The following is a 20,837-nucleotide window of genomic DNA, read 5'->3' as shown; positions in this document are numbered from 1 at the left end:
CCACTTACCACACGGAGTCATGATGAATAAAGCGAGCTACATGCATGCACTGCAACAGGCATTGACTGGCCTGCCCGGCCCTGTGATTGAAGAATGCCTGTGGACTTATGAGCGGAAATTCCTTGATGCGATGCTGGCCGGTGAGAGTGAAGAAAGCATAGCAGCGCGTCTGCCCAAACCGGAACTGGTGGCGGCACAAAAGAAAACCAGTGTGCGTTACCAGGCTTTGCAAGTGCGCTTCAACCTGAGCAATCTGGCGCGCCTGTTTGTCGCGCTGACTGGCCTGGCCTTCCTGAACCTGCTGCTGATTGCGCCTGTGATGGCCACTGTCAGTGTGCTGTTCGCCGGATTTGTGGCCTCAGTCTGCCTGTACTTCGGCGGCATATTGCTCGCCGCTGCCGGTGTGGCTGGCATCTCCGAGTTTCATGTAGGGATACCGCAGACAAAGAATGTGACTGTGCATCAGAGTTTTGATGCACGCATCGCTCATGAGCCGGTACAAATAGAAATCAATGGCAGCGGTGTGCATACCCAGACCTCAACCGGTGCGGAAAAACCTGTTGCTTTACCAGCGACGGCGGCTTCGGATGCTTCTGTAGCCACTCAGACAGAGGCAATCAGTAGCGCACAGACCGTCAAGGGCGAACCGCTCGATATCCAATTCAGCTTTAGTCAGCCTATGGGAATGCGGCAGACTGTCAAGGGCATGGGCATGATTATTGGTTCCATCCTGTTGATGATGCTGACTTTATGGCTTACCCGTTTCAGCTGGCGTGGTGCCTTGCGCTATCTGCGCTGGTCCGCACAGCAATTGCGTCAACCCCAAATGCACGCTGCCTGAAGCAATTTGAGAAAGGACATATCATGAAAAAACTTATCCGTACCGGTGCCAGCATGCTGGCTGTATCACTGGTGTTAACCTCTGCCACTGCCTGGTTTATGCAGGCCCATGCGACAGGTAATCAGACTGCAGCGGTCGCCAGCGAAGTCCGCCCTATGGAACAACAGGTTTTAAATGTTGTGATGAACGGCCCGGTCGACCTGGTGTTAAGGCAGGCGACGCAAGCTGAATTGCTGGTGCGTGGTGACGCCAAGCTGGTACCGCGTGTGACTACTAAAGTTGAAGGGAATACTTTGTACGTGAGTACCCGTGGCTTGTTCATTGCAATTGGTCAGTCCGATCAGACCCGGGTGGAACTGGCTTTACCGGCGATAGAAAAAGTCCAGCTTAGTGGCAGCGGCAATGGCAATATCCGCGGCTTCAAAGCGAAGCAGATTGAGTTGATTCTTAAAGGCTCTGGTGATTTGAATATCGATGGTGATTTTCAGCGGGTACAGGCTTTACTGGGTGGTAGCGGCAATCTGAATCTGGGGCTGCCCAACGGTGACACCATCGATCTGACTATGCAGGGCTCAGGCGATGCGATACTGAAAGGGCAAAGCCGTGTGCTGATCCTGAAATCCATGGGTTCCGGTGATCTGAATGCGACGGGACTCAAGGCGGTTCAGGCGCAACTGCAACAGCAGGGTTCCGGCGATGTGAAAGCCTGGGTGAGCGAAGACATCAAAATTAAATCGGCAGGCAGCGGTGACGCCGTTATCAGCGGCAATCCGGGCAAACGCAGCGTAGAACGCACGGGTAGCGGCGACATCATCTGGAAATGACACTGCTTACGCGCGATGCAATTCGTGCCAAAACCTACCCTGCACCGGATGTGAACCTGAGTCACATCCGGTTTTTTTCTGAGCTGCTCCTGTTCCCGGCACCATCTGCATGGTGTACCTCTGCCTCCCCCTGCGGCTGAACGCCGTCCAAATCAGTGCACGCAGCTGGCGCATAATTTGCTTCATCGAAACATGATGCATCCAAGCTTGTTGTTAAACGCAGGAAACTACAAATAAACACAGTTTCTTCACTTCACGGGAATTAATCTAAATTGTTGTTATTTATCCGCAGTTAGCGGCATTTTTTTCTGGCTATCGAAATTAATAAGTAAAAAATAGCTTCAATTTGGTTTTTTAGATGGAAAATATTTATTCTTTCTGAATTAAATTTAGTTTCGTGCGGAGTGGTAAGCAAACTCTATTTACAGCGAGAAGATTTCTGCAATAATCCGAACGGACGTAAGCGGATGTAAGTGGATGTAAGCAAATCACAGTAGTTTTGTTTAGTGCAATCGATGAAGTGCAGACCCTGCGGCGTGAAACCGGCGCAGGCGTGTTTTCAACCTGACCAACCCAGAATCATGACTGCTATGCAAAGTAAGTGCCTGACCGTGTTGTTTGTTGCGTTTAGTTTCATCGCCAGCGCGACTGCCCAAGAAAATCCCATGCAATTCTTAAGCCGTGCCAATGCCAAAGTGGCGCGCGCAGCATCCTTAAAAAATAAATGGGATGGTCCGGTCGAAGGTCCGAAATTACAGAAAAAAAAGAAGATTATTTTTATTGCAGCCGACATGAGTGATGCCGGTACTTCAGGTTTGTTTAACGGAGTGCGGGAAGCGGGAATGGCCGCCAGTTGGGAAACTCTGCCTATCGATTGCCGTGGCAGATGCAATCAGGGCGCTGCGATTATCAAGCAAGCCATCGATATGAAAGCCGACGGCATCATTTTGGCGGGCGTCGATGTCGGCACCCAGGCCAAGGGCATGGCAGCCGCCGCCAGCGCAAAAATTCCTGTGGTTGGCTGGCACGCATCGGTCAAACAAGGACCGGTTGATGGCCTGTTCACCAATCTCGCGACCAATCCCAAAGAAGTCGCGCAGCTGGCCGCCTTGCTGACTGTGGTTGAGTCGAATAATAAAGCGGGCATCGTGGTATTCACCGATTCCACTAATCCGTTTTTACAAGCCAAATCTGCGGCGATTATTGAAACCATCAAGCAATGTGAAGGCTGCAAATTACTCAGTGTGGAAGACGTGCCACTGGCAGAAACCCATCTGAAAATGAAGCCAGCAGTGGATAGCGCAGTCAAACGCCACGGTGCCAAATGGACGCATGTGATCGCCGTCAACGACTACTATTTTGATATGCTGGAATCAGCACCGATTGCGGCCTTACTCAGCAATAATAAACTGTCAGGCGTGGCGGCTGGTGACGGTTCAGCCACTGCGTATAAACGCATACGCAGTAATGGCATACAGACCGGTACCGTGCCTGAACCGCTGACTCAGCATGCGTGGCAACTGGTGGACGAGCTGAACCGTGCTTTTAATGCTCAGCCAGCCAGCAACTATGTCACCGCATTGCATCTGGTCACGGCGCAAAATATCGCGTATGACGGCGGTGCTAAAAACAGTTTTGAACCGGCTAATGATTTCCGCCATCATTATCAGGAAATCTGGAATAAGTGATTTCAGTGAGTCTGAGGGCTCAAACAAAAAAAGGCAGCCAGGCTGCCTTTTTTTTCGTACGCGTATCAGCGCTTTCAGTTTTGAGTCTTGAGTCTTCAGTCTATCGACCACAAATGATGCGCATCGAGTTCGAAACGCGCCTGTGCCATTAAGGCATCAAGCTGTGCGGTTTCGGCATTCAGTCTGGCTTCCATCGCATTGCGCCGTATCTGCAGACTGTCTGTCAGGGAGACTTCCCCAAGCTGATAGGCTTTCAGCATGGTTTGTGCCTGTGCCTGACTTTGCTGGCTCACGTTTTGCAGGGTTTGCCAGATGCGATAGGATTGCTCGCGTTCTGCCACCACCCGCTGTGCATCACGAAATACCTTGCTGCGCACCTGATCCAGTTTGGCCTGGGCGATACCCGCTTTGCTGACTGCGGCCTGCGCATCGGCCTGACGTGCGGTGCCTGACAGCGGTATCGAGATGCTGAAGCCGATCAGGCTATCCTGACCATTGCGTTCACGTGCAGCACGTATGCCAAGCACCGGGTCTGGCATGGTGTCGGCGCGCACGCGGCTGGCCTGCATTTTGGCCATTTCTGCTTCCAGTTCCAGCAATTCCACCTCATGATTATCTTCGGTGATTTCCTCTATCGCCTTGCTGTTGGCGACGGCCGGTAAAGGTTGTGGCAGCACGGTCAGCGTCGGTGCTGGCAATTCGGGATAACGGGTTTGCAAATTACGCAGGAACTGCTCTTCGCGCAGCTGCGCCTGCTGCAATAAAGCAGACTGGCGTTGCAATTCGGTTTCAGCCAGTTGCTGCTCCAGCCGCGCTGCTTCGCCTGCTTTGACGCGTTTGGTGGCGATGCTCACCACTTCCTGCAGCACGACTAATTGCTCTTCCACCTGCTGGCGGTAGCGCATCGCACGCAAGGTATCAAACCAGTCAGTCAGCAAGCCACGCGCAGCTTCGTGCCAGATATCGGCATGCGCGATACGTGCGATTTCCTTGCCTTTTTCACCGAGCGCCTGATCCTGACCGGCTTTGCCAAACCAGCGTACCGCACGCTCTACGCTGATCTCCTGATCGCGTGTGACTTCGGCAGCGGCATCTTTACGCTTAGTCTGCGCCAGCCGTAATTGCCATTCATGCGAGCCACTGTTGAGTTTCTGTTGTTGCGCGGCCGCCAGTTCCTGTTGCAGCTTGCCGGTACGCAGCTCCGGCAGCTGATGTAAGGCTAGTCTGACCTGTGCCTCGGCGGGCAGGATGGCGGCGAACGGCGGTGCCAGCGGATGACCGGAATTCGCGAAACTCAGCGGACTCAACAACGCCAGACCGATAAGGCTGAGGCGGGCATACTTGGTGTTCATTGCAGACTCCCTGATTCGATGACAGGCGTGATCCAGTAATGGATATCAGCACCCGGAAAATGTTGATTGAGTAATTGCAGCAAGGCGCGCAGCTGGGCCAGTGCACCACAAATCACAAATAGCTGACGCTGGCTGCGGCCTTGCACCTGCTCCATAGCGCTTAACAGGCGCGTATGTTGTCCCATGCCTTGCGCTGGCAACAGCGTGAATCCGGATGCGAGTTCGGGATGCGCCAGCAGCAGGTCGGCGATGTCTTCATCCAGCGCACGCGGAATGGCCAGTTGCAGCACGGCATTTTGTTCAAAGTTTTGGATCATGATCAGACTTTCTCAGCAGTGCCGCCCGGCTGGCTGGCCAGCCCGAAGCGTGCAAATAAAACCGGTAACAAAATCAGGGTCAGGGCGGTCGCACTGACCAGGCCACCGATCACCACGATGGCCAGCGGGCGCTGGATTTCTGAGCCGGGGCCTGTCGCCAGTAACAGCGGTACCAGGCCGAAGGCAGTGATACTGGCGGTCATCATGACGGGACGGAAGCGTCGCAGCGCGCCGCTGCTGACCACTTCTGCCATCGCCACACCACGTGCCAGCAATTGATTGAAGTAGCTGATCATGACCAGGCCATTCAACACCGCAATGCCCATCAGCGCGATAAATCCGACTGAGGCGGGTACCGACAGATATTCACCGCTGATTGCCAGTGCCACCACGCCGCCGCATAAGGCAAACGGGATATTTGCCAGTACCAGCAAGGCTTGACGCAGGCTTTGCAAACTGGAAAACAGCAGCAGGAAGATCAGAGCCAATGCCACCGGTACCACCAGCATCAGACGTTGCGCAGCACGCTGCTGATTTTCAAACTGACCGCCCCAGCCTATCTGATAGCCGGCCGGTAATTTCACTTTGGCCGCCACCTGTTGCCGCGCTTCTTCCACAAAGGACACCAGATCGCGGCCATGCACATTGGCACGCACCACGGTCAGGCGCGATGCATTTTCACGCTCGACTTTGACCGGGCCTTCCACTGTGCGTAATTGCGCGACTTGCGACAAGGGCACCGACACACCTTCACGTGGTGTCAGACGCAACTGGCTGAATAACTCCGGCGACAAGCGGGTCTGCTCACTGCCACGCACCAGTAAAGGCAGACGCTGGCCTTCCTGTACCACGACCCCAGCCACATTGCCTTCCACCATCGTGCGTACATCGTTTTGTATCTGTTCCACGCTCATGCCCAGACGACCGGCTGCTTCGCGCTGGATATCGAGCTGCAGATACTGCACACCCTCGTTTTGCACCTTCAGTACGTCCTGGCTACCCTGGATGCCATTCAGTACCTGTACGATTTGTTCTGCCAGCTGATTCAGCACGTCGGCATTCGGGCCATACACCTTGACCGCCAGATCACCACGTACACCGGACAGCATTTCCGAAGTCCGCATTTCTATTGGCTGGGTAAAACTGAAATTGACACCGGCAAATTCTGCGGTCACTGCGCGCAGTTGTGCCAGCAATTCATCTTTGTTTGCGGCTTTCCATTGCTCACGTGGTTTCAGCACCAGGAAGCTGTCGGTTTCATTCAGTCCCATAGGATCGAGCCCCAGTTCGTCGGAGCCAGCGCGTGCTACCACGCTGGCCACATCCGGCACTTTTTCCAGGATGCGTTGTTGTACCGCCTGATCAATACGGGCCGATTCCTGCAAATTCACAGATGGCAGTTTTTCTATCTGCAAAATGATGTCGCCTTCATCCAATACCGGCATAAAGGATTTACCGATGAAAGGGAACAGTGCTGCACAGGCTACTAAGATCACGCCAGCGATGCCGGCCAACAGTTTGCCGTTTTGCAGCGCACGGCTCAGCAGCGCCTGATAACGCTGCTCCATCCACTGCACCAGACGCGGGTTATCGCTATGGCTGGCTGGCAGCAGCCAGGAACACAATACCGGGATCACAGTGAACGACAGAATCAGCGAGCTGGCCAGCGCAAAAATAATAGTCAGTGCGACTGGTGCGAACAGCTTGCCTTCCAGTCCCTGCAGCGACAGCAGCGGCAGGAATACGATCATGATGACCGAGATACCGGCGCTGACCGGTAAGGCGACTTCTTTCACCGCACGGTAGATCACATGCAGGCGCGGCAGCAAGGCGCTTTGTTTGTGGCCGCTGTGGGCTTCTATGTTTTCCACCACCACCACTGCGGCATCGACCAGCATACCGATGGCGATTGCCAGCCCACCCAGCGACATCAGATTCGCACTCAGACCAAAGTATTGCATCAGGATGAAAGTACCGAGTGCCGACAGCGGCAGGATACAGGCCACCACCAGCGCCGAGCGCAGATTGCCGAGGAACAGATACAGCAGGATCACGACCAGGATGCTGGCTTCTGCCAAGGCCTTGCTGACGGTTTGCACGGCGCGTTCGACCAGATTGCCACGGTCATAAAAGGTATTGATGGTGGTACCGGCTGGCAGACTGGCCTGCAGGCTGTTCAGACGTTCACGCACCTGCTGTACCAGCTGACGTGCATTGGCGCCACGCATGGCCAGTACCAGCGCTTCCACTGCTTCACCTTGGCCATCCTTGGTCACACTGCCATACCGGCTGAGTGCGCCTATCTTGACCTGGGCCACATCGCGGATACGGGTGGCAACGCCATTCTGCTCCGCAATCGCAATCGCACCGACATCATCCAGCGTACGGATATTGCCATCGCTTCTGACCAGCAACGATTCTTCGCCTGATGATAAGCGGCCGGCTCCGTCGTTGCGGTTATTGCTTTCCAGCGCAGCGCGCAATTGCGCCAGCGTCAGGCCGCGTGCGCTGAGCGCATCCGGATTGGGCACCACTTCAAAACTTTTGACCAGACCACCGAGTGAATTCACATCGGCCACGCCGGGGATATTACGCAACTGCGGACGTATGGTCCATTCCAGCAGGCTGCGTTTTTCCATCAGCGAAAGCGGGCCTTCTATGGTGAACATGAACACTTCACCGAGTGGCGTCGTGATCGGTGCCAGACCGCCGCTGATGGTAGGCGGCAGATCTTTCATCACATTGCTCAGGCGTTCGCTGACTTGCTGGCGCGCCCAGAACACATCCGTGCCTTCCTGAAAATCCAGCGTGATATCGGCAATCGCATATTTGGATTGCGAGCGCAAGATGGCCTGACGCGGTATGCCCAGTAATTCCTGCTCAACCGGCGCCACAATACGTGCCTCGACCTCTTCCGGCGTCATCCCCGGCGCTTTCAGAATAATTTTGACCTGGGTGCTGGACACATCGGGGAAGGCATCGATAGGCAGACTTTGAAATGCGCGGTAGCCGGCAGCGGCCAGCAAGACGGTCAGTACCAGCATCAGCAAACGCTGCGCCAGTGAAAATGCAATCAGTTTGGCCAGCATTATTTTTCTCCGCCTTCTTCTGCGCCCAATCCCAGCCACGCACCTTTGAGTATGCCTATGCCACGGTTCGCCACCTGATTACCGGCGCGCAGCGCAGGGTGACTGGCCTGCAGCCAGGCCAGCTCGCCTTGCTTACTCAGCACTTGCACCGGTATCACCTGAAAGCCTTTGTCATTGCGGATAAACACATGGCTGCGCTGCTGGTTTTGTACGATTGCACTTAAAGGCACAGCGACTGAGGCAGCAGGTATCTGGCTGTTTTGTATGCGCGCCTCCACATACTGATTCAGTTGCAGACAATCTTCGCGGCTGCTTTGTGCAGCGCGGATCAGGCTGGTCTGATTCTGGCTCTGGACCTGATTCGCAATCGCGATCACTTTCAATGGTGCACACTGGTTGATGCTTACGCTGTCACCGATGCGTACCTGGGCCGCCTGCTGGGCCGAGGCCTGTAACTCTACCCAGTAAGGGCCGGATTTACTGATGGCCGCAATCGGGGTTCCGGCTTCAATACGCTGACCCGGTTTGACGCTGAGTTCGCTTAAGGTACCGCTGGCATTGGCGCTGATGCTGAGTACCGGGGATAACTGCTGTTTGTTCAGTAACTGGCTGATGCGCGCATCGCTGAGACCGGCGCTGCGCAAGCTCTGGTAACGCTCACGCGCCGCCACTTCAGCCTGAATCGCAGCACCGCTGCTTTCCTGCCAGCGGCTGCGCGCGATGATGCCTTCCTGTAGCAGCTTTTCATCGCGTTCGCGTTTTTCAGCAGCCAGACGGGCGGCGGTCGCCAGTTGCAGATACTCACGCTGCATTTCCATTAACTGCGGACTGTGCAAGACCACGATAGCCTGTCCCTGCCGCACCGCTTGCAGCGCATTGTGCTGAACTTCCTGCACCATGCCACTGACCATGCTGCTGACAATCACCTGACCATTGGGCGGGCTGATCACAGTGCCGGATAAATGCAGGCCCTGTGGTGTGCTTGCCGTGGTTTTAGCTGTATTTTCGCTACTGATCAGGGCAGTGGTCGCAATATTGGCACGTTGTATCTGTGCGCTGTTCAGCGTGATCTGGGCCGGTTCGCTGGCAAGGCTGGCCAGCGGTATGCTGAGCAAAGGCAGCAGGCAGGTCAGGGTGAGCTTGGTCATGATAGATGCTCGCTTTAATTGATAGGTGGATTGATTGAATACGGGTTTTATTGAACTGGCCGGTGACAGAACACAGCAGAAATCCATGCCGCACTCTGACCCATGAGCGACATGATGCAGGGTAGAACTTAAGGAGTTCTTAACAAAGCGGCGTTACAATCCAAAATCAGACCAGGAAAACTCAGGGAAAACAGTATGCGTATCTTGTTAGTCGAGGATGATCCGCAGTTAGGACGTGCGACCCAGCTCGGGCTGGATCAGCTCGGCTATACGGTGGACTGGCTGCAGCATGGCGACAGCGTGGTCACAACGGTGCTGCAGCATGATTACGAAGCGATACTGCTCGATCTGAGTTTGCCGGGCATGGATGGCATGCAGATCCTGCGCCAGTTACGTCAGCGCGATTACCATCATCCGGTATTGGTGATCACGGCACGCGACCAGATTCCGGACCGTATTGCAGGCCTGGATGCGGGTGCCGATGACTTTGTGATCAAGCCCTTCGATCTGGATGAGTTATCGGCGCGCTTACGGGCTGCCAGCCGCCGCGTACATGGCCGTACTCAGGAGCTGATACGCTATGCCGGCGTGCTGATCGACGTGTCGGCGCGCAGCGTACAATTGGATGGTCAGCCGGTGGCGCTGACCGCGAAGGAATTCAGCGTACTGCTAATGCTGATCGAGCATCAGGGTCAGATCGTGAGCCGTGAACAGCTGGAAAGCACGGTCTACGGCTGGGGCGAAGAGGTGGAGAGCAATGCGATTCAGGTTCACATCCATCACTTGCGCAAAAAACTCGGCAAATCCCTGATACGTACCGTTCATGCGGTTGGCTATATGATGGATAAACTGCCCGGAGCCCAGCCATGAGTGCCACCGCTGAAGCGCCGCGACAATGGTCTTTGCGCCGTACCCTGCTTGGCATCTTGCTGAGCCTGACCATAGGCATCTGGAGCGTCAGCGCGGTATTGGTGTATCTGGATGCCGACCGTGAGAGTCGCGAATTATTCGATCAGTCGCTGGCAGAAACCGCGCACATCCTGTTGTCACTGGCAGAGCATGAATTTGGCGAAGGTAGCTGGCATCCGGCGCACCGGCTCGGTGAATCCACTGCGGTGCATCATCAGGAATACCTGCTATTCCAGATCTGGAGTGCCGATGGCCGTTTACTGTATAAGAATTCCGGTGCGCCGGAAACCCCGTTCCGGCAACAGGCAGCCGATGGTTTCAGCTGGCTGAACCTGCAATCCAGTCAATGGCGCTATTACTCGGTCTGGAATCAGCGCCACACGGTACAGATCCAGGTGGTGGAACCGATCAGCCACCGTAAGGAAATCAGCAGCCGCTTTGCCTACCGGCTGGCGGCGCTGGCGCTGCTGATCATCCCCTTGCTGGTGCTGGCAATCTGGTGGGCGGTGAACCGGGTATTCCGCAGCCTGCAACATTATGCGAGTCAGGTATCACAACGCCATCCCGGTGATTTGCAGCCGCTCAGTGCAGCCGATGCGCCGATGGAGATCAATCCTTTATTGCATGCACTGAACCGCTTATTTGAACGGGTCGCCCAAACCCTGCAGCGTGAACAACGCTTCACCGCCGATGCCGCGCACGAGTTGCGCACGCCGCTGGCCGGTCTGAAAACCAATCTGCAAGTCTTGCAGCGTGCGCGTAATCCTGAAGAAAGTGCGGAAGCCATTGCCGGACTGCGCGCCGGTGTGGAAAGGGCGAGTCGTCTGGTTGCGCAATTGATGAGCCTGGCCCGCAGTGAGCCGGAAAGCCATCTGAACGCCCAACATCCGGCCTGTGATCTGGCGGCCAGCCTGCAGTCTGTCTCTGTCCACTGGCAGGCCGAAGCCGAAGCTGCCGGACTGGTCTGGCAACAGGACTTACAACAAGCCTGGGCCCGGGTCGATGCGGCAGAATTGCATATCCTGGTCAGGAATTTGCTGGAGAATGCTTTACGCTATACGCCAGTACCCGGACAATTACGGCTGTCCTGCGGCAGTCACGCAGGCCGGGCCTGGCTGGAAGTCGAGGACAGTGGTCCCGGCATTCCCGAGCAATACCATGAGCAGGTTTTACAGCGCTTCTTCCGGCTGGCGGGTGCCGATCAGCCCGGTAGCGGACTGGGGCTGTCCATCGTTAAAAATATCGCCGATGCGCATGCGGCCAGCCTGCACTTATCAGCAGGCAGCCACGGACAGGGTTTGCGGGTCAGACTGGAATTTCCGGCCTGGGGCTGAATTCCTGGCAGACTACATGGGCTGAACGGACTGAAGCAGCGTATCATTACGCCCCTGATTGCCATAGCCTGACTGTGGCAGTAACCTGTCTTCAGCTATATTTTTCCGAAAACACCATGACTCAGCCATCCTCATTTTCTGTTCCTGCATCCCGCCGTGCCGTGGTGGTCGGTGGTGGCCCGGCTGGACTGATGGCGGCTGAAACCCTGTCGCAGCAAGGCATACAAGTCGATCTGTATGACGCCATGCCTTCGGTAGGCCGCAAGTTTCTGCTGGCTGGTAAAGGTGGTATGAACCTGACCCATTCCGAACCCATGGACCGTTTTATGACGCGCTATGGCAAGGCGGCCGACAACTTGCACGCGGCACTGGCGGCCTTTGATAATCAGGCCTTGCGCGACTGGGCACAGGGATTGGGTGTCGCTACTTTTATCGGCAGTTCTGGCCGTGTGTTTCCGACCGATATGAAGGCGGCACCTTTGCTGCGTGCCTGGCTGCACCGCTTGCGTGAACAGGGTGTGCGCTTTCATATGCGTCATCGCTGGCTGGGCTGGGACGCGCAGGGACACTGTCGCTTTGTGCATGGCGATGCTGAAATTCAGGTCGCGGCCGATGTGCTGATTCTGGCCTTGGGCGGCGGCAGCTGGGCGCGCTTAGGTTCGGATGGCAGCTGGATGCCGCTGCTCGCACAGCAGGGCGTGGCGCTGAGCCCTTTACTACCGTCTAACTGTGGCTTTGAGCGACCGTGGACGCCATTTTTCCAAGAAAAATTTGCCGGTCAGCCGCTGCTGACGGTCGCTGCGCGCGTGCAGCGCAGTGAGCCTGAGGGTGAGCAAAACAGTGAGCAGCCCATGCGTCAGGGTCAGTTTGTAATCACCGCCAGCGGCGTGGAAGGCAGCCTGATCTATGCCTTATCGGCCGCTTTGCGTGATCAGATTTTGACGCAGGGCAGTGCCGTGCTGGAGCTGGACCTGTTGCCCGACAAGTCGGCTGAACGCGTCTTACATGAGCTGCAGTCGGGACGTGGTGCGCGCTCGCTGAGCAGCTTTTTACAAACCCGGCTGGGTCTGGATAAATTAAAAATCGCCTTGTTGTATGAATTGCTGAGTAAAGCGCAGCTGGCTGATACCAATGCGCTGGCACAGGCGATCAAGCAATTGCCGCTGCCCTTGCTGGCCACCCGGCCGCTGGATGAGGCGATCAGCAGCGCCGGTGGCGTGCGTTTCAGTGCAATCGATGAATGTGGCATGCTGACTGCGCGTGCCGCTGTGTTTTGTGCCGGTGAGATGCTGGACTGGGAGGCACCGACCGGCGGTTATTTGCTGACGGCTTGTTTTGCGACTGGAAAACAGGCCGCTTTGGCTGCACTGGACTGCTTAAACAGCGCAAAATGAGTGCAAACTGAGCGTAAATGCGCAGAATTCACAGAATTTGTGTGAATATCCGTATCATTTCTTACGCCAGCGCAAGATCTTGTTACAATTCTGGGTTTGCATCGTTTGTAATTCGTTTCTTGTCGTTTCCTGTTGTTTTCTGAGCTTGTTTTATGAGTGAATCCCGTAATTCTGCGCGTCTTCCTGTTGCATGGCGGGCTGCCATCCAGGTAGCTCCGGGGCGCATTGTGCCGGCTAAAGTGGTTAATTTTTCTGCGACTGGCATACAGTTGCAGTCCGGTGTCATGCTCAAGGAAAAGCAGGAATATCAGATGATGATGGAAGTGCCCAGCCATAAAGATGCCTCCGCCCGTACTCAAGTGGTTTGTAAGGCTGTCTGTGTCTACACCATCCTGAGCGGCAGCGAATACCGTGCCGGCCTGAGAATCGCCAATTATCCGCCTGAGCATAAAGAATTACTGCAAAGCTGGGGTGGCTAAACCCTGCGCCAGGATGGAGCCAAGGCCTGCTGACAGTTTTTTTGTCTGCGTTTTCTGAAAGTGAACTATGCATCAGGAACAGGTATTACCCGAATCCGCCGCTGCCGTGGCGCGCTTACTGCAGGCGGCCGGACATGATCGTCAGATTGTGCTCTTGCCTGAGACTGGCAAAACCTCGGCTGAAGCCGCTGCCGGTTTAGGCTGCAGCGTGGCAGAAATTGCCAAATCCATCGTATTTCGCCGTCAGTCTGACGATGCCGCCGTGATGGTGATTGCCAGTGGCAGTAATCGCGTCGATGAGCGCAAAGTCGCTGCCATCACCGGCCCGCTGGGTAAAGCTGATGCGCGTTTTGTGCGCGAGAAAACCGGCTATGCGATAGGTGGAGTGTGTCCTATCGGGCACGTGGAAAAAGTGATACTGTTGATCGACCGCGACTTAATGCAATACCAGACGGTCTGGGCCGCCGCCGGCCATCCACACGCGGTGTTTGCGATGACGCCGCAACAGTTGCAGGCGATGACCGGTGCGCCGCTGGCTGATATTGCGCTTAACCCTGACTAAGTTTTATGAGCATACTTTACGATTTTGATCCGGCTACGGCTGATCCTGCACATGCCGTGCCTTCACCATGCGTCGGTATCTGTCGCATGGATGAAAAAAACGCCTGGTGTGCCGGCTGCTTCCGCACCATCCCCGAGCTGACCGGCTGGAGCAATGCCAGCAATGAACGCAAAATCCAGATCTGGCATCAGGTCAAAGAACGCATGTTCTGAGCGCATTCACTATGGCCGCCACGCTGCGCTTACCCCCGGGCATACAAGTGTTGGAACGTGGCTGGCTGTCGTCCAATAATATCGTGTTACAGGACGCTGATTCTTGCGCCCTGGTCGATTCCGGCTATCTGACGCATGCGCCGCAAACGCTGGCGCTGCTCAGTCATGCCTTGCAGGGCCGCCAACTCGATGTGCTGCTCAATACCCATCTGCATTCCGATCATTGCGGTGGTAACGCCTTGCTACAGCAAGCGTATGCCTGTCAGACCTGGGTGCCAGTGCAGGAAATGGATGCCGTACAGCAGTGGGATGAGCAGCGTCTGAGTTTTCAGGCAACCGGCCAGCAATGCTCGCGCTTTCAGTGTGATGGCGGCTTGCAGCATGGGCAGCGCTGGCAACTGGCAGGGCTGACATGGGAAGTGATACAGGCACCCGGCCATGATCCTCACTCCATCATGCTGTACTGCGTCGGTGAGGGCATATTGATTTCTGCCGACGCTTTATGGGAAAACGGTTTCGGCGTGATATTTCCTGAGCTCGAAGGCGGTTCCGGTTTTGCCGAACAGGCCCAGGTGTTAGCACTGATCGCCGATCTTAATCCGCGTATCGTGATACCGGGTCACGGTCAGCCTTTTACCGATGTCAGCGCCGCCTTGAAACGCGCCCGCGGCCGGCTTGATTATCTGTCGGCCCAGCCGCAGCGCAATGCGCGTAATGCACTCAAGGTGCTGATCGCTTTCATGTTGCTCGATCAACGACAGATCACGCTGGCGCAGCTGAATCTGCAGCTGTTCAGTAGTCGCCTGATGCAGGCTGCCGCCCGCCAGTTACTGCCTGCTGACCAGTCGCTCGATTCCGCCTGGGTAGAAGATTTGCTGGCTCAGCTTGCTGCTGAATTAGTCAGCGCCGGTGTCGCGAAACTGGAGGCAGACAGCCTCATCAGTTGCTGAAATTTTCTTGGGCCCGGTAAGTCGCACAATCAATTTGTTTCCGTTGAAAAATTAAAATTGGGGAAACAAAATTTCCTAAAAAAAATTCTTTGTCGCTTAGATGCATCAGAGCTCAATAATTTTTAACACTTTCATTTCCAGAAAACCAAATAGTGCTAATGTACGTCAAGTGCAAAAATGCACATAAAGCGATGCAACATAGCATGCAATTTGGGGAGACAAATATGCGCAAATTTCTTCTTAGCATCACGATAGTGGCATTCGTGCTGCAGCTCTCAGCCTGTCAAAGTATTCGCAGTGGCGGTGCGCCTGAACCATCTTTTAATATCGATCAGGATCTGGAGCAACTTTCTAAGGAATTCGCCAGTGCCACCAGCATCAGCGAGTACTACAAGCTCGATGCTGACAAAAGGCAGGACGCGCGTAATCGCTTTGTGTCCGGGCGCCTGGTGCAGATGGATCTGCAATACCTGAAATTTATCCGTACCCTGACTGCCGACAAACAGCAACTGGATGCGGCCACGGATGTGGTCAACATGAGCCTGAATCTGGCCGGTACGCTGGTTGGCGGTTTGCAGGCGAAATCTAATCTGGCGGCCGCTGCAGCCGGTATCAGCGGCGCCAAAACCACCATAGACAAAGATTTTTACTACGAGAAAAGCATACAGGCGCTGGTGGCGACCATGAATGCCAAGCGTAAGGAAGTGCTCTACAAAGTTCTGCTGGGCCTGTCGGCCTCGACAGAGCGCTATCCTTTCGAACGCGCAGTTACTGATCTGAATGAATACTATCTGGCCGGCACTCTGAATGGCGCACTGCAATTCATCAACACCCAGGCTGCGGAGAGCAGTGCGCAAAGCGATAAAGCACTGGCCGTGCTATATAAAGTGCCGGTTCCTAGTCAGCCGCAAATCATCAGCATAGGCAGTCTGACCGATGCACTGGGTGCGCCAGCGATGGCGCTGGAGAAAGCCAAAGCCATCCTGACTGCTTTGGGCGTCAAGCCCGATGCTTTGCCCGCCACGCTGGATGGCAGCGATGGTAAACCCGGTGCCTTGCAGTTGCTGAAAACGCAGATTCGCGCAGCGAAGAATCTGGCTGATGATACCGATCGTGAAGTCGCCATACGTGCGCTGAACGCAGCCTTTAAAGCCCAGGGTTTTTAAACTCAGCCTGTTTGATTGATTTTTTGCTTGTTACGCATAGCGAACTGAGAAGGAAAAAATAATGTCCACTTACATCGTCGAAGTCGATCCGCAATTGACGCTGGACGACATCAGCCTCGCCATCGCCGGCGAAGAGGCGACCTGTGCAGAATTTCAGCGTGTCGCACTGTCGTTTCACGAAAACCGTATCACCAATCTGGCGACCTTTAATGATCTGCCGCCCGGTAAGCGCCCGACGCCGCAGATTGTTTTCCTGGCCGACAAGGCCGCTGTACCTGCCGGTAAAAAACTGCTGTGGGCAGGTGTCATGCTGGTCAGCGGGACGAATACCGCAGTCAAGGCTTACCGCTGAACTATATCGCGCCTGTGGCCGGGAGTAAGCGCTGTGCCACAGGCGCTGGCCTCTGATGTTTATTTCAGCGTATAAGCCGCATCCGTAAAGGGTTTCAGCGGCGCCAGATCGGCAAACTGGGTGGCGCGGCCCTGTTGCTTTGCCATGAAGGCTTCGAGCAGATTACTGCTTTGCCAGATGCCGGATTGCAGCCAGCTCATTTGCTGTAAAGCGTCATGCGTGCTGTGGTCGCGTGCATAGTGGATAGCCTGCTTGCTGCCCCAGATTGCCACTGGCGGTTTGGCTGCGATTTCTGTCGCCATTTGCAGGGCTGCTGCCAGCATCGCTTCCTGCGTATCAAACACTTCATTCACCAGTCCGACTGCCATGGCGCGCGCAGCCGGTAAGCGGCGGCCGGTATAGGCCATCTCATGCACGATACCTTCGGGAATCAGCTTAGGCAGACGCTGTAAAGTGCCAAGGTCAGCCGTCATACCAATATTGATTTCCTGAATACAGAAAAACGCATCCTGGCTGGCCAGCCGGATATCAGTGGCGCAGACCAGGTCCACACCGCCCCCGATGCAACCACCGTGGATCGCTGCAATGACGGGCATGCGCAAGGCTTCCAGCTGGTTAAAGCACTGATGCATCTCTTGCAGCACCAGACCGATATTGGCACGTCCGGTCGCTTGCTGATCATCCAGGCTGAAGCTGCCGCTGGTGAACACATCCAGCGCCATACCTGCCGTGAAATGCTTACCAGTCGAAGACAGGATCAGCACCCTTGCTGCGGCTTCCTGCTGTAACTGGCGCAGTATTGCGCTCAGTTCACGGAAAAACACCGGCTGCATGGTGTTCATGCTATCGGGGCGATTAAAGCGCAGATGCGCAATTTTGTCGCTGATATGGAAGTCAAAGCATAGATAAGTCATCGCATCTCCTGGTTATTGTAGGGAAAATCAGCACTGTGGCCCGCATTGTTGAGGCCGTCAATTCAGCCTCAAGCTTACTCCAGCTCAGGTCCGTTGTTTTGCACAATATCATCTAATTACCTGCTTACCCATACGCTCTTTGGAGGCAGAAAAGCGGATAGGACACGTCAGTATCTGCGGAGTTAAGCGGAATTCGCTGAACTTCGTGTGCAACCTCAAGTTTGGCGTAGTAGTTGCCGTAACCGGATTATTCCCTACCAGAAATGCTCCGATTATGCGCCGCTATCCCGCCCTCCTGTTGACCCTGCTGCTGGCGAGCTTTGCTCACGCAAATGACGGCCCAGCCTCGTCGCCCTCGAAACCGATCAAACAGGCATCGGCCAAGGAAGACAGCGCGTCTGAGAAGAAAGAGTCTAAAAAATCCTCTAAAGACAAAGAAAAAGACAGCAAAGAGATGGCTGCCAAAGAAGCGCTGCAGGCGGATGAACTGGCTGCCAAGATCGCTGAGCGCTTAGCCGTCTTACGTAAAGAAAAAGAACGCGAGGAGGCGCCCAAAGCCCGTCCTGTGGTGCGCAGCTATGCGCCACCGGTGGTAAAGAAAGCGGAACCTAAAAAAGAAGCCGAGCACGGTACGGCGGCAATTGTCGCTGCCATGGGCGGACATGGCGCGCTGCATTGGGGATATCAGGGCGAGGGCAGTCCGCTCAACTGGGGCAAAATGAATCCGGCCAATGCCAAATGTGATAACGGCGACCGCCAGTCGCCGATAGATATTCGCGACGGCATTAAAGTCGATCTCGATCCCATCAATTTTGATTACAAATTATCCGGCTTTAATGTGATCGATAACGGTCATACGATACAGGTCAATGTCGCCGCCGGTAACTTCATCACCGTGATGGGCCGCAGTTATGAACTGATGCAATTCCACTTCCACAAACCGTCGGAAGAGCGCATCAATGGCAAGAGTTTTGAGATGGTGGTGCATCTGGTGCACAAAGACGCCGATGGCAAGCTGGCCGTCGTGGCGGTGCTGATAGAACGCGGCAAAGCGCATGCATTGGTACAGCTGGTCTGGAATAATCTGCCACTCGAAAAAAATGAAGCGGTGTCCGCTCTGAGTGCGATGGACCTCAGCAATATCCTGCCACTCAAACGCGGCTACTACACCTTTATGGGTTCACTCACCACACCACCTTGCAGCGAAGGCGTGTTATGGATGGTGATGAAAGAGCCGATAGAATTGTCGGCCGAACAGATAGGCATTTTCCATCGCCTGTATCCGATGAATGCCAGACCGGTACAGAAAGGTTTTGGCCGCATGATCAAAGAATCGAGTTAAGCGGAAAACGCATCTCCTGAGCAGTCTGTCTATCCAATTCACCCGGCGTATCAGCCGGGTATTTTTTTGCTGTGTGTGACAGTGCGATACAAAACAGCTGCTGCACAAGGTCAACCAGACTGATGCATGTAACGCTAAAAGCAGATTGTTGCGCCATCTTTATCTGCGCGCAATGTCACCGCTCAGCCAAGGAGAGCACCATGTCTGCCAGCAGCCGTAACATCCATACCATCCGCATCATCAAGCTGATTCAGCGCGCATCCGCACTGGGATGCATCGCGCTCTCCATCAGCACACTAAGCGCCTGCGCCGTGGTAGTCCCCGCCCCACGCGCCTATGTCAGCGTCCCGGTTCCTGTGGTCAGACCCGTCGTGTGGTGGGAACCTTATGAGCACCATCATCATTACTGGCGCAGATAGAGGCGTCTCAGAAAGGACGCTAAAGCCTATTAATGCTATTTAAGCTAAGACCGCTACGTGAAGTTCTTTCCAGTCGGTCGAACAGGTTTTAATCTGATCCTTATTGATTTTCAGTTGTAGGTAGATGAGAGCACATTACCTCTTAACGGGTATTCCATAGAGCGATAGTACTTTCGGTATCAAGGAAAGAGATGTCTCATATCGACAATGAAAATTATGCAAGTGCTTTATATTATTCCACGTAATAAAAATGCAGTTAACTCAGGTGTGGAATATTGGCTGATATTTATGCGAGACGGTGCCTGGCTTTCAAGTCAGACGATGTAGAAGAATTGGATTTAATTTTCCCAATGCCTGAATAGTAGATGTTGGTCAGCCTTGGCCGCTGACGAAAAACGTTCGCAATTTGAGATAGGTATATTTGAGTAATCACATGAAAATTCTTTGCCAACTATTGATCGTCACATTCATGCAATGCTTCCCTGGACATCTTCTTGCCGATAATGGTGGCTGGGATCTGAGCTTTTTAAAAGAGCATCCTTATCGCAAGGGCAAGCAAAGAGTCGATCTCAGTGAGTTAAACAATAAAGATGAAGTTGCCATCGTTCGCGATGCAATCAACCCCATCATGCAATTTCTTTATAGCCTCACTCAAAAAGAACTTCGCAAAGAAACTTTAGAATTGCGCACCACAGAAAATGGAAGGCGAGTACTGCGCTACCCACCTATGCAAAATGATGTAAACAGATATGGTTTTAGCAAAATTTGGAAATGGTCTGTGATAGATGAAAATACGATTCAACTCAGCGCTGAATTGAATACTCTGTTGCGAGATAAGCGCTCAATTGATGAGAACTTTATTTTTATTAGGGTGGATGGACAGTGGAAGTTTGATCGTCATGAGTAACAAACCAATTCAGCCGCGAGGTACAAGTTCGCGATTGAAAAAATAAGCCTACACATCACTTTTCTGCACATACGCGTGCGTTTGAATCACCGAGAATTCCAGCGATCACGGCCTCTCAGTATGGGTTAGTCTGAACTGTCTAGCCACCACCCGCTGTCCGAGCCCGGTGGAGTTGGTGCGCTGGCTTTATCGGCGAAAATCTTGCGGGAATTTGCGACGCAATTTTATGACAGCGCTGCCATTCACCATCAGGCAGACTAAAACGACAAAGCCGACTAGCCAGGGTTCGAAAGCATGTCTAAACGCTGTGACAATTGCCAAAGGCAATAGGCTGGCAATGACCGTCAACGTTTCTGGTGTGTTTTTATGTCGTCCAAACTGCCAGTTGTACAAGGTGACAGGCATTAAGAAAAAGATTGCGACAAGAAACAGCAAGCCGAGGTTTGATTCATTTGTACTGGTCGTCCATAAACCTATAAGGAAAAAAAACAGGGACAAGATCCAGCTTGTTATTCCAATGATTTTCATCAATATCTTCAGCTTGATATGGCCTGGTGTGAGTGGCCTGAACCGGAACTTCCACCCGCTGTCTGAGCCGGGTGGGGATGATATGCTGGCGTCAGTATCTGTCTGCAAGT

The 20,837-nt window shown here is 54.2% G+C and carries 22 protein-coding genes; 16 read left to right on the top strand and 6 right to left on the bottom strand.

Going from position 1 to position 20,837, the window contains the following annotated elements; all coding sequences use genetic code 11:
• Positions 1 to 19 precede the first annotated feature (19 nt).
• From EYB48_RS04885 to EYB48_RS04870, 4 genes are all read left to right on the top strand, one after another.
• The gene (locus EYB48_RS04885) at positions 20 to 841 is read left to right on the top strand and encodes a DUF1700 domain-containing protein (RefSeq protein ID WP_162019182.1); all 822 of its coding nucleotides are present in this window, start codon (positions 20 to 22) and stop codon (positions 839 to 841) included.
• 23 nt (positions 842 to 864) lie between these two features.
• Positions 865 to 1,665 (top strand): head GIN domain-containing protein, encoded by an 801-nt coding sequence (locus EYB48_RS04880; RefSeq protein WP_162019181.1) that lies wholly within the window; start codon positions 865 to 867, stop codon positions 1,663 to 1,665.
• A complete protein-coding gene (locus tag EYB48_RS04875) occupies positions 1,662 to 1,805 on the top strand; it encodes a hypothetical protein (RefSeq protein ID WP_162019180.1) in 144 nt (47 codons plus the stop codon). Before EYB48_RS04880 ends, EYB48_RS04875 begins: the two co-directional genes overlap by 4 nt.
• A gap of 441 nt (positions 1,806 to 2,246) precedes the next feature.
• Positions 2,247 to 3,353 (top strand): substrate-binding domain-containing protein, encoded by a 1,107-nt coding sequence (locus EYB48_RS04870; protein WP_235934909.1) that lies wholly within the window; start codon positions 2,247 to 2,249, stop codon positions 3,351 to 3,353.
• Between the two features lie 95 nt (positions 3,354 to 3,448).
• Here EYB48_RS04870 and EYB48_RS04865 read toward each other — a convergent pair whose 3' ends face one another.
• The 4 genes from EYB48_RS04865 to EYB48_RS04850 are packed head-to-tail and all read right to left on the bottom strand — an operon-like array spanning position 3,449 to position 9,259.
• Positions 3,449 to 4,705, bottom strand: coding sequence for a TolC family protein (locus tag EYB48_RS04865; protein WP_162019178.1), 1,257 nt, complete (start codon positions 4,703 to 4,705; stop codon positions 3,449 to 3,451).
• Complete coding sequence (locus EYB48_RS04860; protein ID WP_162019177.1) at positions 4,702 to 5,022, bottom strand: DUF3240 family protein; 321 nt, start codon at positions 5,020 to 5,022, stop codon at positions 4,702 to 4,704. The genes EYB48_RS04865 and EYB48_RS04860 overlap by 4 nt, the downstream gene beginning before the upstream one ends.
• A 2-nt stretch (positions 5,023 to 5,024) precedes the next feature.
• Positions 5,025 to 8,111: an efflux RND transporter permease subunit gene (locus tag EYB48_RS04855; protein WP_162019176.1), complete on the bottom strand. Its 3,087-nt coding sequence runs from the start codon at positions 8,109 to 8,111 to the stop codon at positions 5,025 to 5,027.
• On the bottom strand, positions 8,111 to 9,259 hold the full coding sequence (locus EYB48_RS04850) for an efflux RND transporter periplasmic adaptor subunit (protein WP_162019175.1): 1,149 nt from the start codon (positions 9,257 to 9,259) through the stop codon (positions 8,111 to 8,113). Before EYB48_RS04850 ends, EYB48_RS04855 begins: the two co-directional genes overlap by 1 nt.
• A gap of 195 nt (positions 9,260 to 9,454) precedes the next feature.
• On the opposite strand from EYB48_RS04850, the gene EYB48_RS04845 reads away from it, so the two are divergent.
• The 9 genes from EYB48_RS04845 (at position 9,455) to EYB48_RS04805 (ending at position 16,617) form a co-directional block, all read left to right on the top strand.
• A complete protein-coding gene (locus EYB48_RS04845) occupies positions 9,455 to 10,129 on the top strand; it encodes a response regulator transcription factor (RefSeq protein ID WP_162019174.1) in 675 nt (224 codons plus the stop codon).
• A complete protein-coding gene (locus EYB48_RS04840; protein WP_162019173.1) occupies positions 10,126 to 11,502 on the top strand; it encodes an ATP-binding protein in 1,377 nt (458 codons plus the stop codon). The genes EYB48_RS04845 and EYB48_RS04840 overlap by 4 nt, the downstream gene beginning before the upstream one ends.
• Positions 11,503 to 11,618: 116 nt before the next feature.
• Positions 11,619 to 12,896, top strand: coding sequence for a TIGR03862 family flavoprotein (locus tag EYB48_RS04835; protein ID WP_162019172.1), 1,278 nt, complete (start codon positions 11,619 to 11,621; stop codon positions 12,894 to 12,896).
• Between the two features lie 152 nt (positions 12,897 to 13,048).
• Positions 13,049 to 13,375, top strand: coding sequence for a PilZ domain-containing protein (locus EYB48_RS04830; protein WP_162019171.1), 327 nt, complete (start codon positions 13,049 to 13,051; stop codon positions 13,373 to 13,375).
• Positions 13,376 to 13,442: 67 nt separating this feature from the next.
• Positions 13,443 to 13,937, top strand: coding sequence for a YbaK/EbsC family protein (locus tag EYB48_RS04825; protein ID WP_162019170.1), 495 nt, complete (start codon positions 13,443 to 13,445; stop codon positions 13,935 to 13,937).
• Between the two features lie 5 nt (positions 13,938 to 13,942).
• Positions 13,943 to 14,149 (top strand): DUF1289 domain-containing protein, encoded by a 207-nt coding sequence (locus tag EYB48_RS04820; protein ID WP_162019169.1) that lies wholly within the window; start codon positions 13,943 to 13,945, stop codon positions 14,147 to 14,149.
• A gap of 11 nt (positions 14,150 to 14,160) precedes the next feature.
• A complete protein-coding gene (locus tag EYB48_RS04815) occupies positions 14,161 to 15,099 on the top strand; it encodes an MBL fold metallo-hydrolase (protein ID WP_162019168.1) in 939 nt (312 codons plus the stop codon).
• A gap of 224 nt (positions 15,100 to 15,323) precedes the next feature.
• Positions 15,324 to 16,265 carry a hypothetical protein gene (locus EYB48_RS04810; protein ID WP_162019167.1) on the top strand — a complete coding sequence of 314 codons (942 nt, stop codon included), beginning with the start codon at positions 15,324 to 15,326 and terminating at the stop codon, positions 16,263 to 16,265.
• 61 nt (positions 16,266 to 16,326) lie between these two features.
• On the top strand, positions 16,327 to 16,617 hold the full coding sequence (locus EYB48_RS04805) for a hypothetical protein (protein ID WP_162019166.1): 291 nt from the start codon (positions 16,327 to 16,329) through the stop codon (positions 16,615 to 16,617).
• Between the two features lie 59 nt (positions 16,618 to 16,676).
• Here EYB48_RS04805 and EYB48_RS04800 read toward each other — a convergent pair whose 3' ends face one another.
• Positions 16,677 to 17,531, bottom strand: a complete 855-nt coding sequence (locus EYB48_RS04800) for an enoyl-CoA hydratase-related protein (RefSeq protein WP_162019165.1) — start codon at positions 17,529 to 17,531, stop codon at positions 16,677 to 16,679.
• Positions 17,532 to 17,805: 274 nt separating this feature from the next.
• Here EYB48_RS04800 and EYB48_RS04795 point away from each other — a divergent pair, with 274 nt between their 5' ends.
• From EYB48_RS04795 to EYB48_RS04785, 3 genes are all read left to right on the top strand, one after another.
• A complete protein-coding gene (locus tag EYB48_RS04795) occupies positions 17,806 to 18,873 on the top strand; it encodes a carbonic anhydrase (protein ID WP_162019164.1) in 1,068 nt (355 codons plus the stop codon).
• 200 nt (positions 18,874 to 19,073) lie between these two features.
• Complete coding sequence (locus EYB48_RS04790; protein ID WP_162019163.1) at positions 19,074 to 19,292, top strand: hypothetical protein; 219 nt, start codon at positions 19,074 to 19,076, stop codon at positions 19,290 to 19,292.
• 433 nt (positions 19,293 to 19,725) lie between these two features.
• Positions 19,726 to 20,199, top strand: coding sequence for a hypothetical protein (locus tag EYB48_RS04785; protein WP_162019162.1), 474 nt, complete (start codon positions 19,726 to 19,728; stop codon positions 20,197 to 20,199).
• 186 nt (positions 20,200 to 20,385) lie between these two features.
• Here EYB48_RS04785 and EYB48_RS04780 read toward each other — a convergent pair whose 3' ends face one another.
• Positions 20,386 to 20,727: a hypothetical protein gene (locus EYB48_RS04780; RefSeq protein WP_162019161.1), complete on the bottom strand. Its 342-nt coding sequence runs from the start codon at positions 20,725 to 20,727 to the stop codon at positions 20,386 to 20,388.
• Positions 20,728 to 20,837 lie beyond the last annotated feature (110 nt).

Source organism: Cognatundibacterium crateris, from assembly GCF_010078235.1.
Classification (GTDB): Bacteria; Pseudomonadota; Gammaproteobacteria; order Burkholderiales; family Burkholderiaceae_D; genus Undibacterium; species Undibacterium crateris.
The sequence above is the reverse complement of the archived record's forward strand: the minus strand, read 5'-3'. Positions and strand labels throughout refer to the sequence as shown.

Excerpts from the sequence above, each read along its gene's own strand:
- EYB48_RS04850 (WP_162019175.1), bottom strand. The coding sequence starts at position 9,259 with ATGACCAAGCTCACCCTGACCTGCCTGCTGCCTTTGCTCAGCATACCG.
- EYB48_RS04855 (WP_162019176.1), bottom strand. The coding sequence starts at position 8,111 with ATGCTGGCCAAACTGATTGCATTTTCACTGGCGCAGCGTTTGCTGATG.
- EYB48_RS04785 (WP_162019162.1), top strand. The coding sequence starts at position 19,726 with ATGAAAATTCTTTGCCAACTATTGATCGTCACATTCATGCAATGCTTC.
- EYB48_RS04790 (WP_162019163.1), top strand. The coding sequence starts at position 19,074 with ATGTCTGCCAGCAGCCGTAACATCCATACCATCCGCATCATCAAGCTG.
- EYB48_RS04885 (WP_162019182.1), top strand. The coding sequence starts at position 20 with ATGATGAATAAAGCGAGCTACATGCATGCACTGCAACAGGCATTGACT.
- EYB48_RS04860 (WP_162019177.1), bottom strand. The coding sequence starts at position 5,022 with ATGATCCAAAACTTTGAACAAAATGCCGTGCTGCAACTGGCCATTCCG.
- EYB48_RS04805 (WP_162019166.1), top strand. The coding sequence starts at position 16,327 with ATGTCCACTTACATCGTCGAAGTCGATCCGCAATTGACGCTGGACGAC.
- EYB48_RS04830 (WP_162019171.1), top strand. The coding sequence starts at position 13,049 with ATGAGTGAATCCCGTAATTCTGCGCGTCTTCCTGTTGCATGGCGGGCT.
- EYB48_RS04780 (WP_162019161.1), bottom strand. The coding sequence starts at position 20,727 with ATGAAAATCATTGGAATAACAAGCTGGATCTTGTCCCTGTTTTTTTTC.
- EYB48_RS04820 (WP_162019169.1), top strand. The coding sequence starts at position 13,943 with ATGAGCATACTTTACGATTTTGATCCGGCTACGGCTGATCCTGCACAT.
- EYB48_RS04800 (WP_162019165.1), bottom strand. The coding sequence starts at position 17,531 with ATGACTTATCTATGCTTTGACTTCCATATCAGCGACAAAATTGCGCAT.
- EYB48_RS04815 (WP_162019168.1), top strand. The coding sequence starts at position 14,161 with ATGGCCGCCACGCTGCGCTTACCCCCGGGCATACAAGTGTTGGAACGT.
- EYB48_RS04825 (WP_162019170.1), top strand. The coding sequence starts at position 13,443 with ATGCATCAGGAACAGGTATTACCCGAATCCGCCGCTGCCGTGGCGCGC.
- EYB48_RS04870 (WP_235934909.1), top strand. The coding sequence starts at position 2,247 with ATGACTGCTATGCAAAGTAAGTGCCTGACCGTGTTGTTTGTTGCGTTT.
- EYB48_RS04840 (WP_162019173.1), top strand. The coding sequence starts at position 10,126 with ATGAGTGCCACCGCTGAAGCGCCGCGACAATGGTCTTTGCGCCGTACC.
- EYB48_RS04845 (WP_162019174.1), top strand. The coding sequence starts at position 9,455 with ATGCGTATCTTGTTAGTCGAGGATGATCCGCAGTTAGGACGTGCGACC.
- EYB48_RS04880 (WP_162019181.1), top strand. The coding sequence starts at position 865 with ATGAAAAAACTTATCCGTACCGGTGCCAGCATGCTGGCTGTATCACTG.
- EYB48_RS04810 (WP_162019167.1), top strand. The coding sequence starts at position 15,324 with ATGCGCAAATTTCTTCTTAGCATCACGATAGTGGCATTCGTGCTGCAG.
- EYB48_RS04875 (WP_162019180.1), top strand. The coding sequence starts at position 1,662 with ATGACACTGCTTACGCGCGATGCAATTCGTGCCAAAACCTACCCTGCA.
- EYB48_RS04835 (WP_162019172.1), top strand. The coding sequence starts at position 11,619 with ATGACTCAGCCATCCTCATTTTCTGTTCCTGCATCCCGCCGTGCCGTG.
- EYB48_RS04795 (WP_162019164.1), top strand. The coding sequence starts at position 17,806 with ATGCGCCGCTATCCCGCCCTCCTGTTGACCCTGCTGCTGGCGAGCTTT.
- EYB48_RS04865 (WP_162019178.1), bottom strand. The coding sequence starts at position 4,705 with ATGAACACCAAGTATGCCCGCCTCAGCCTTATCGGTCTGGCGTTGTTG.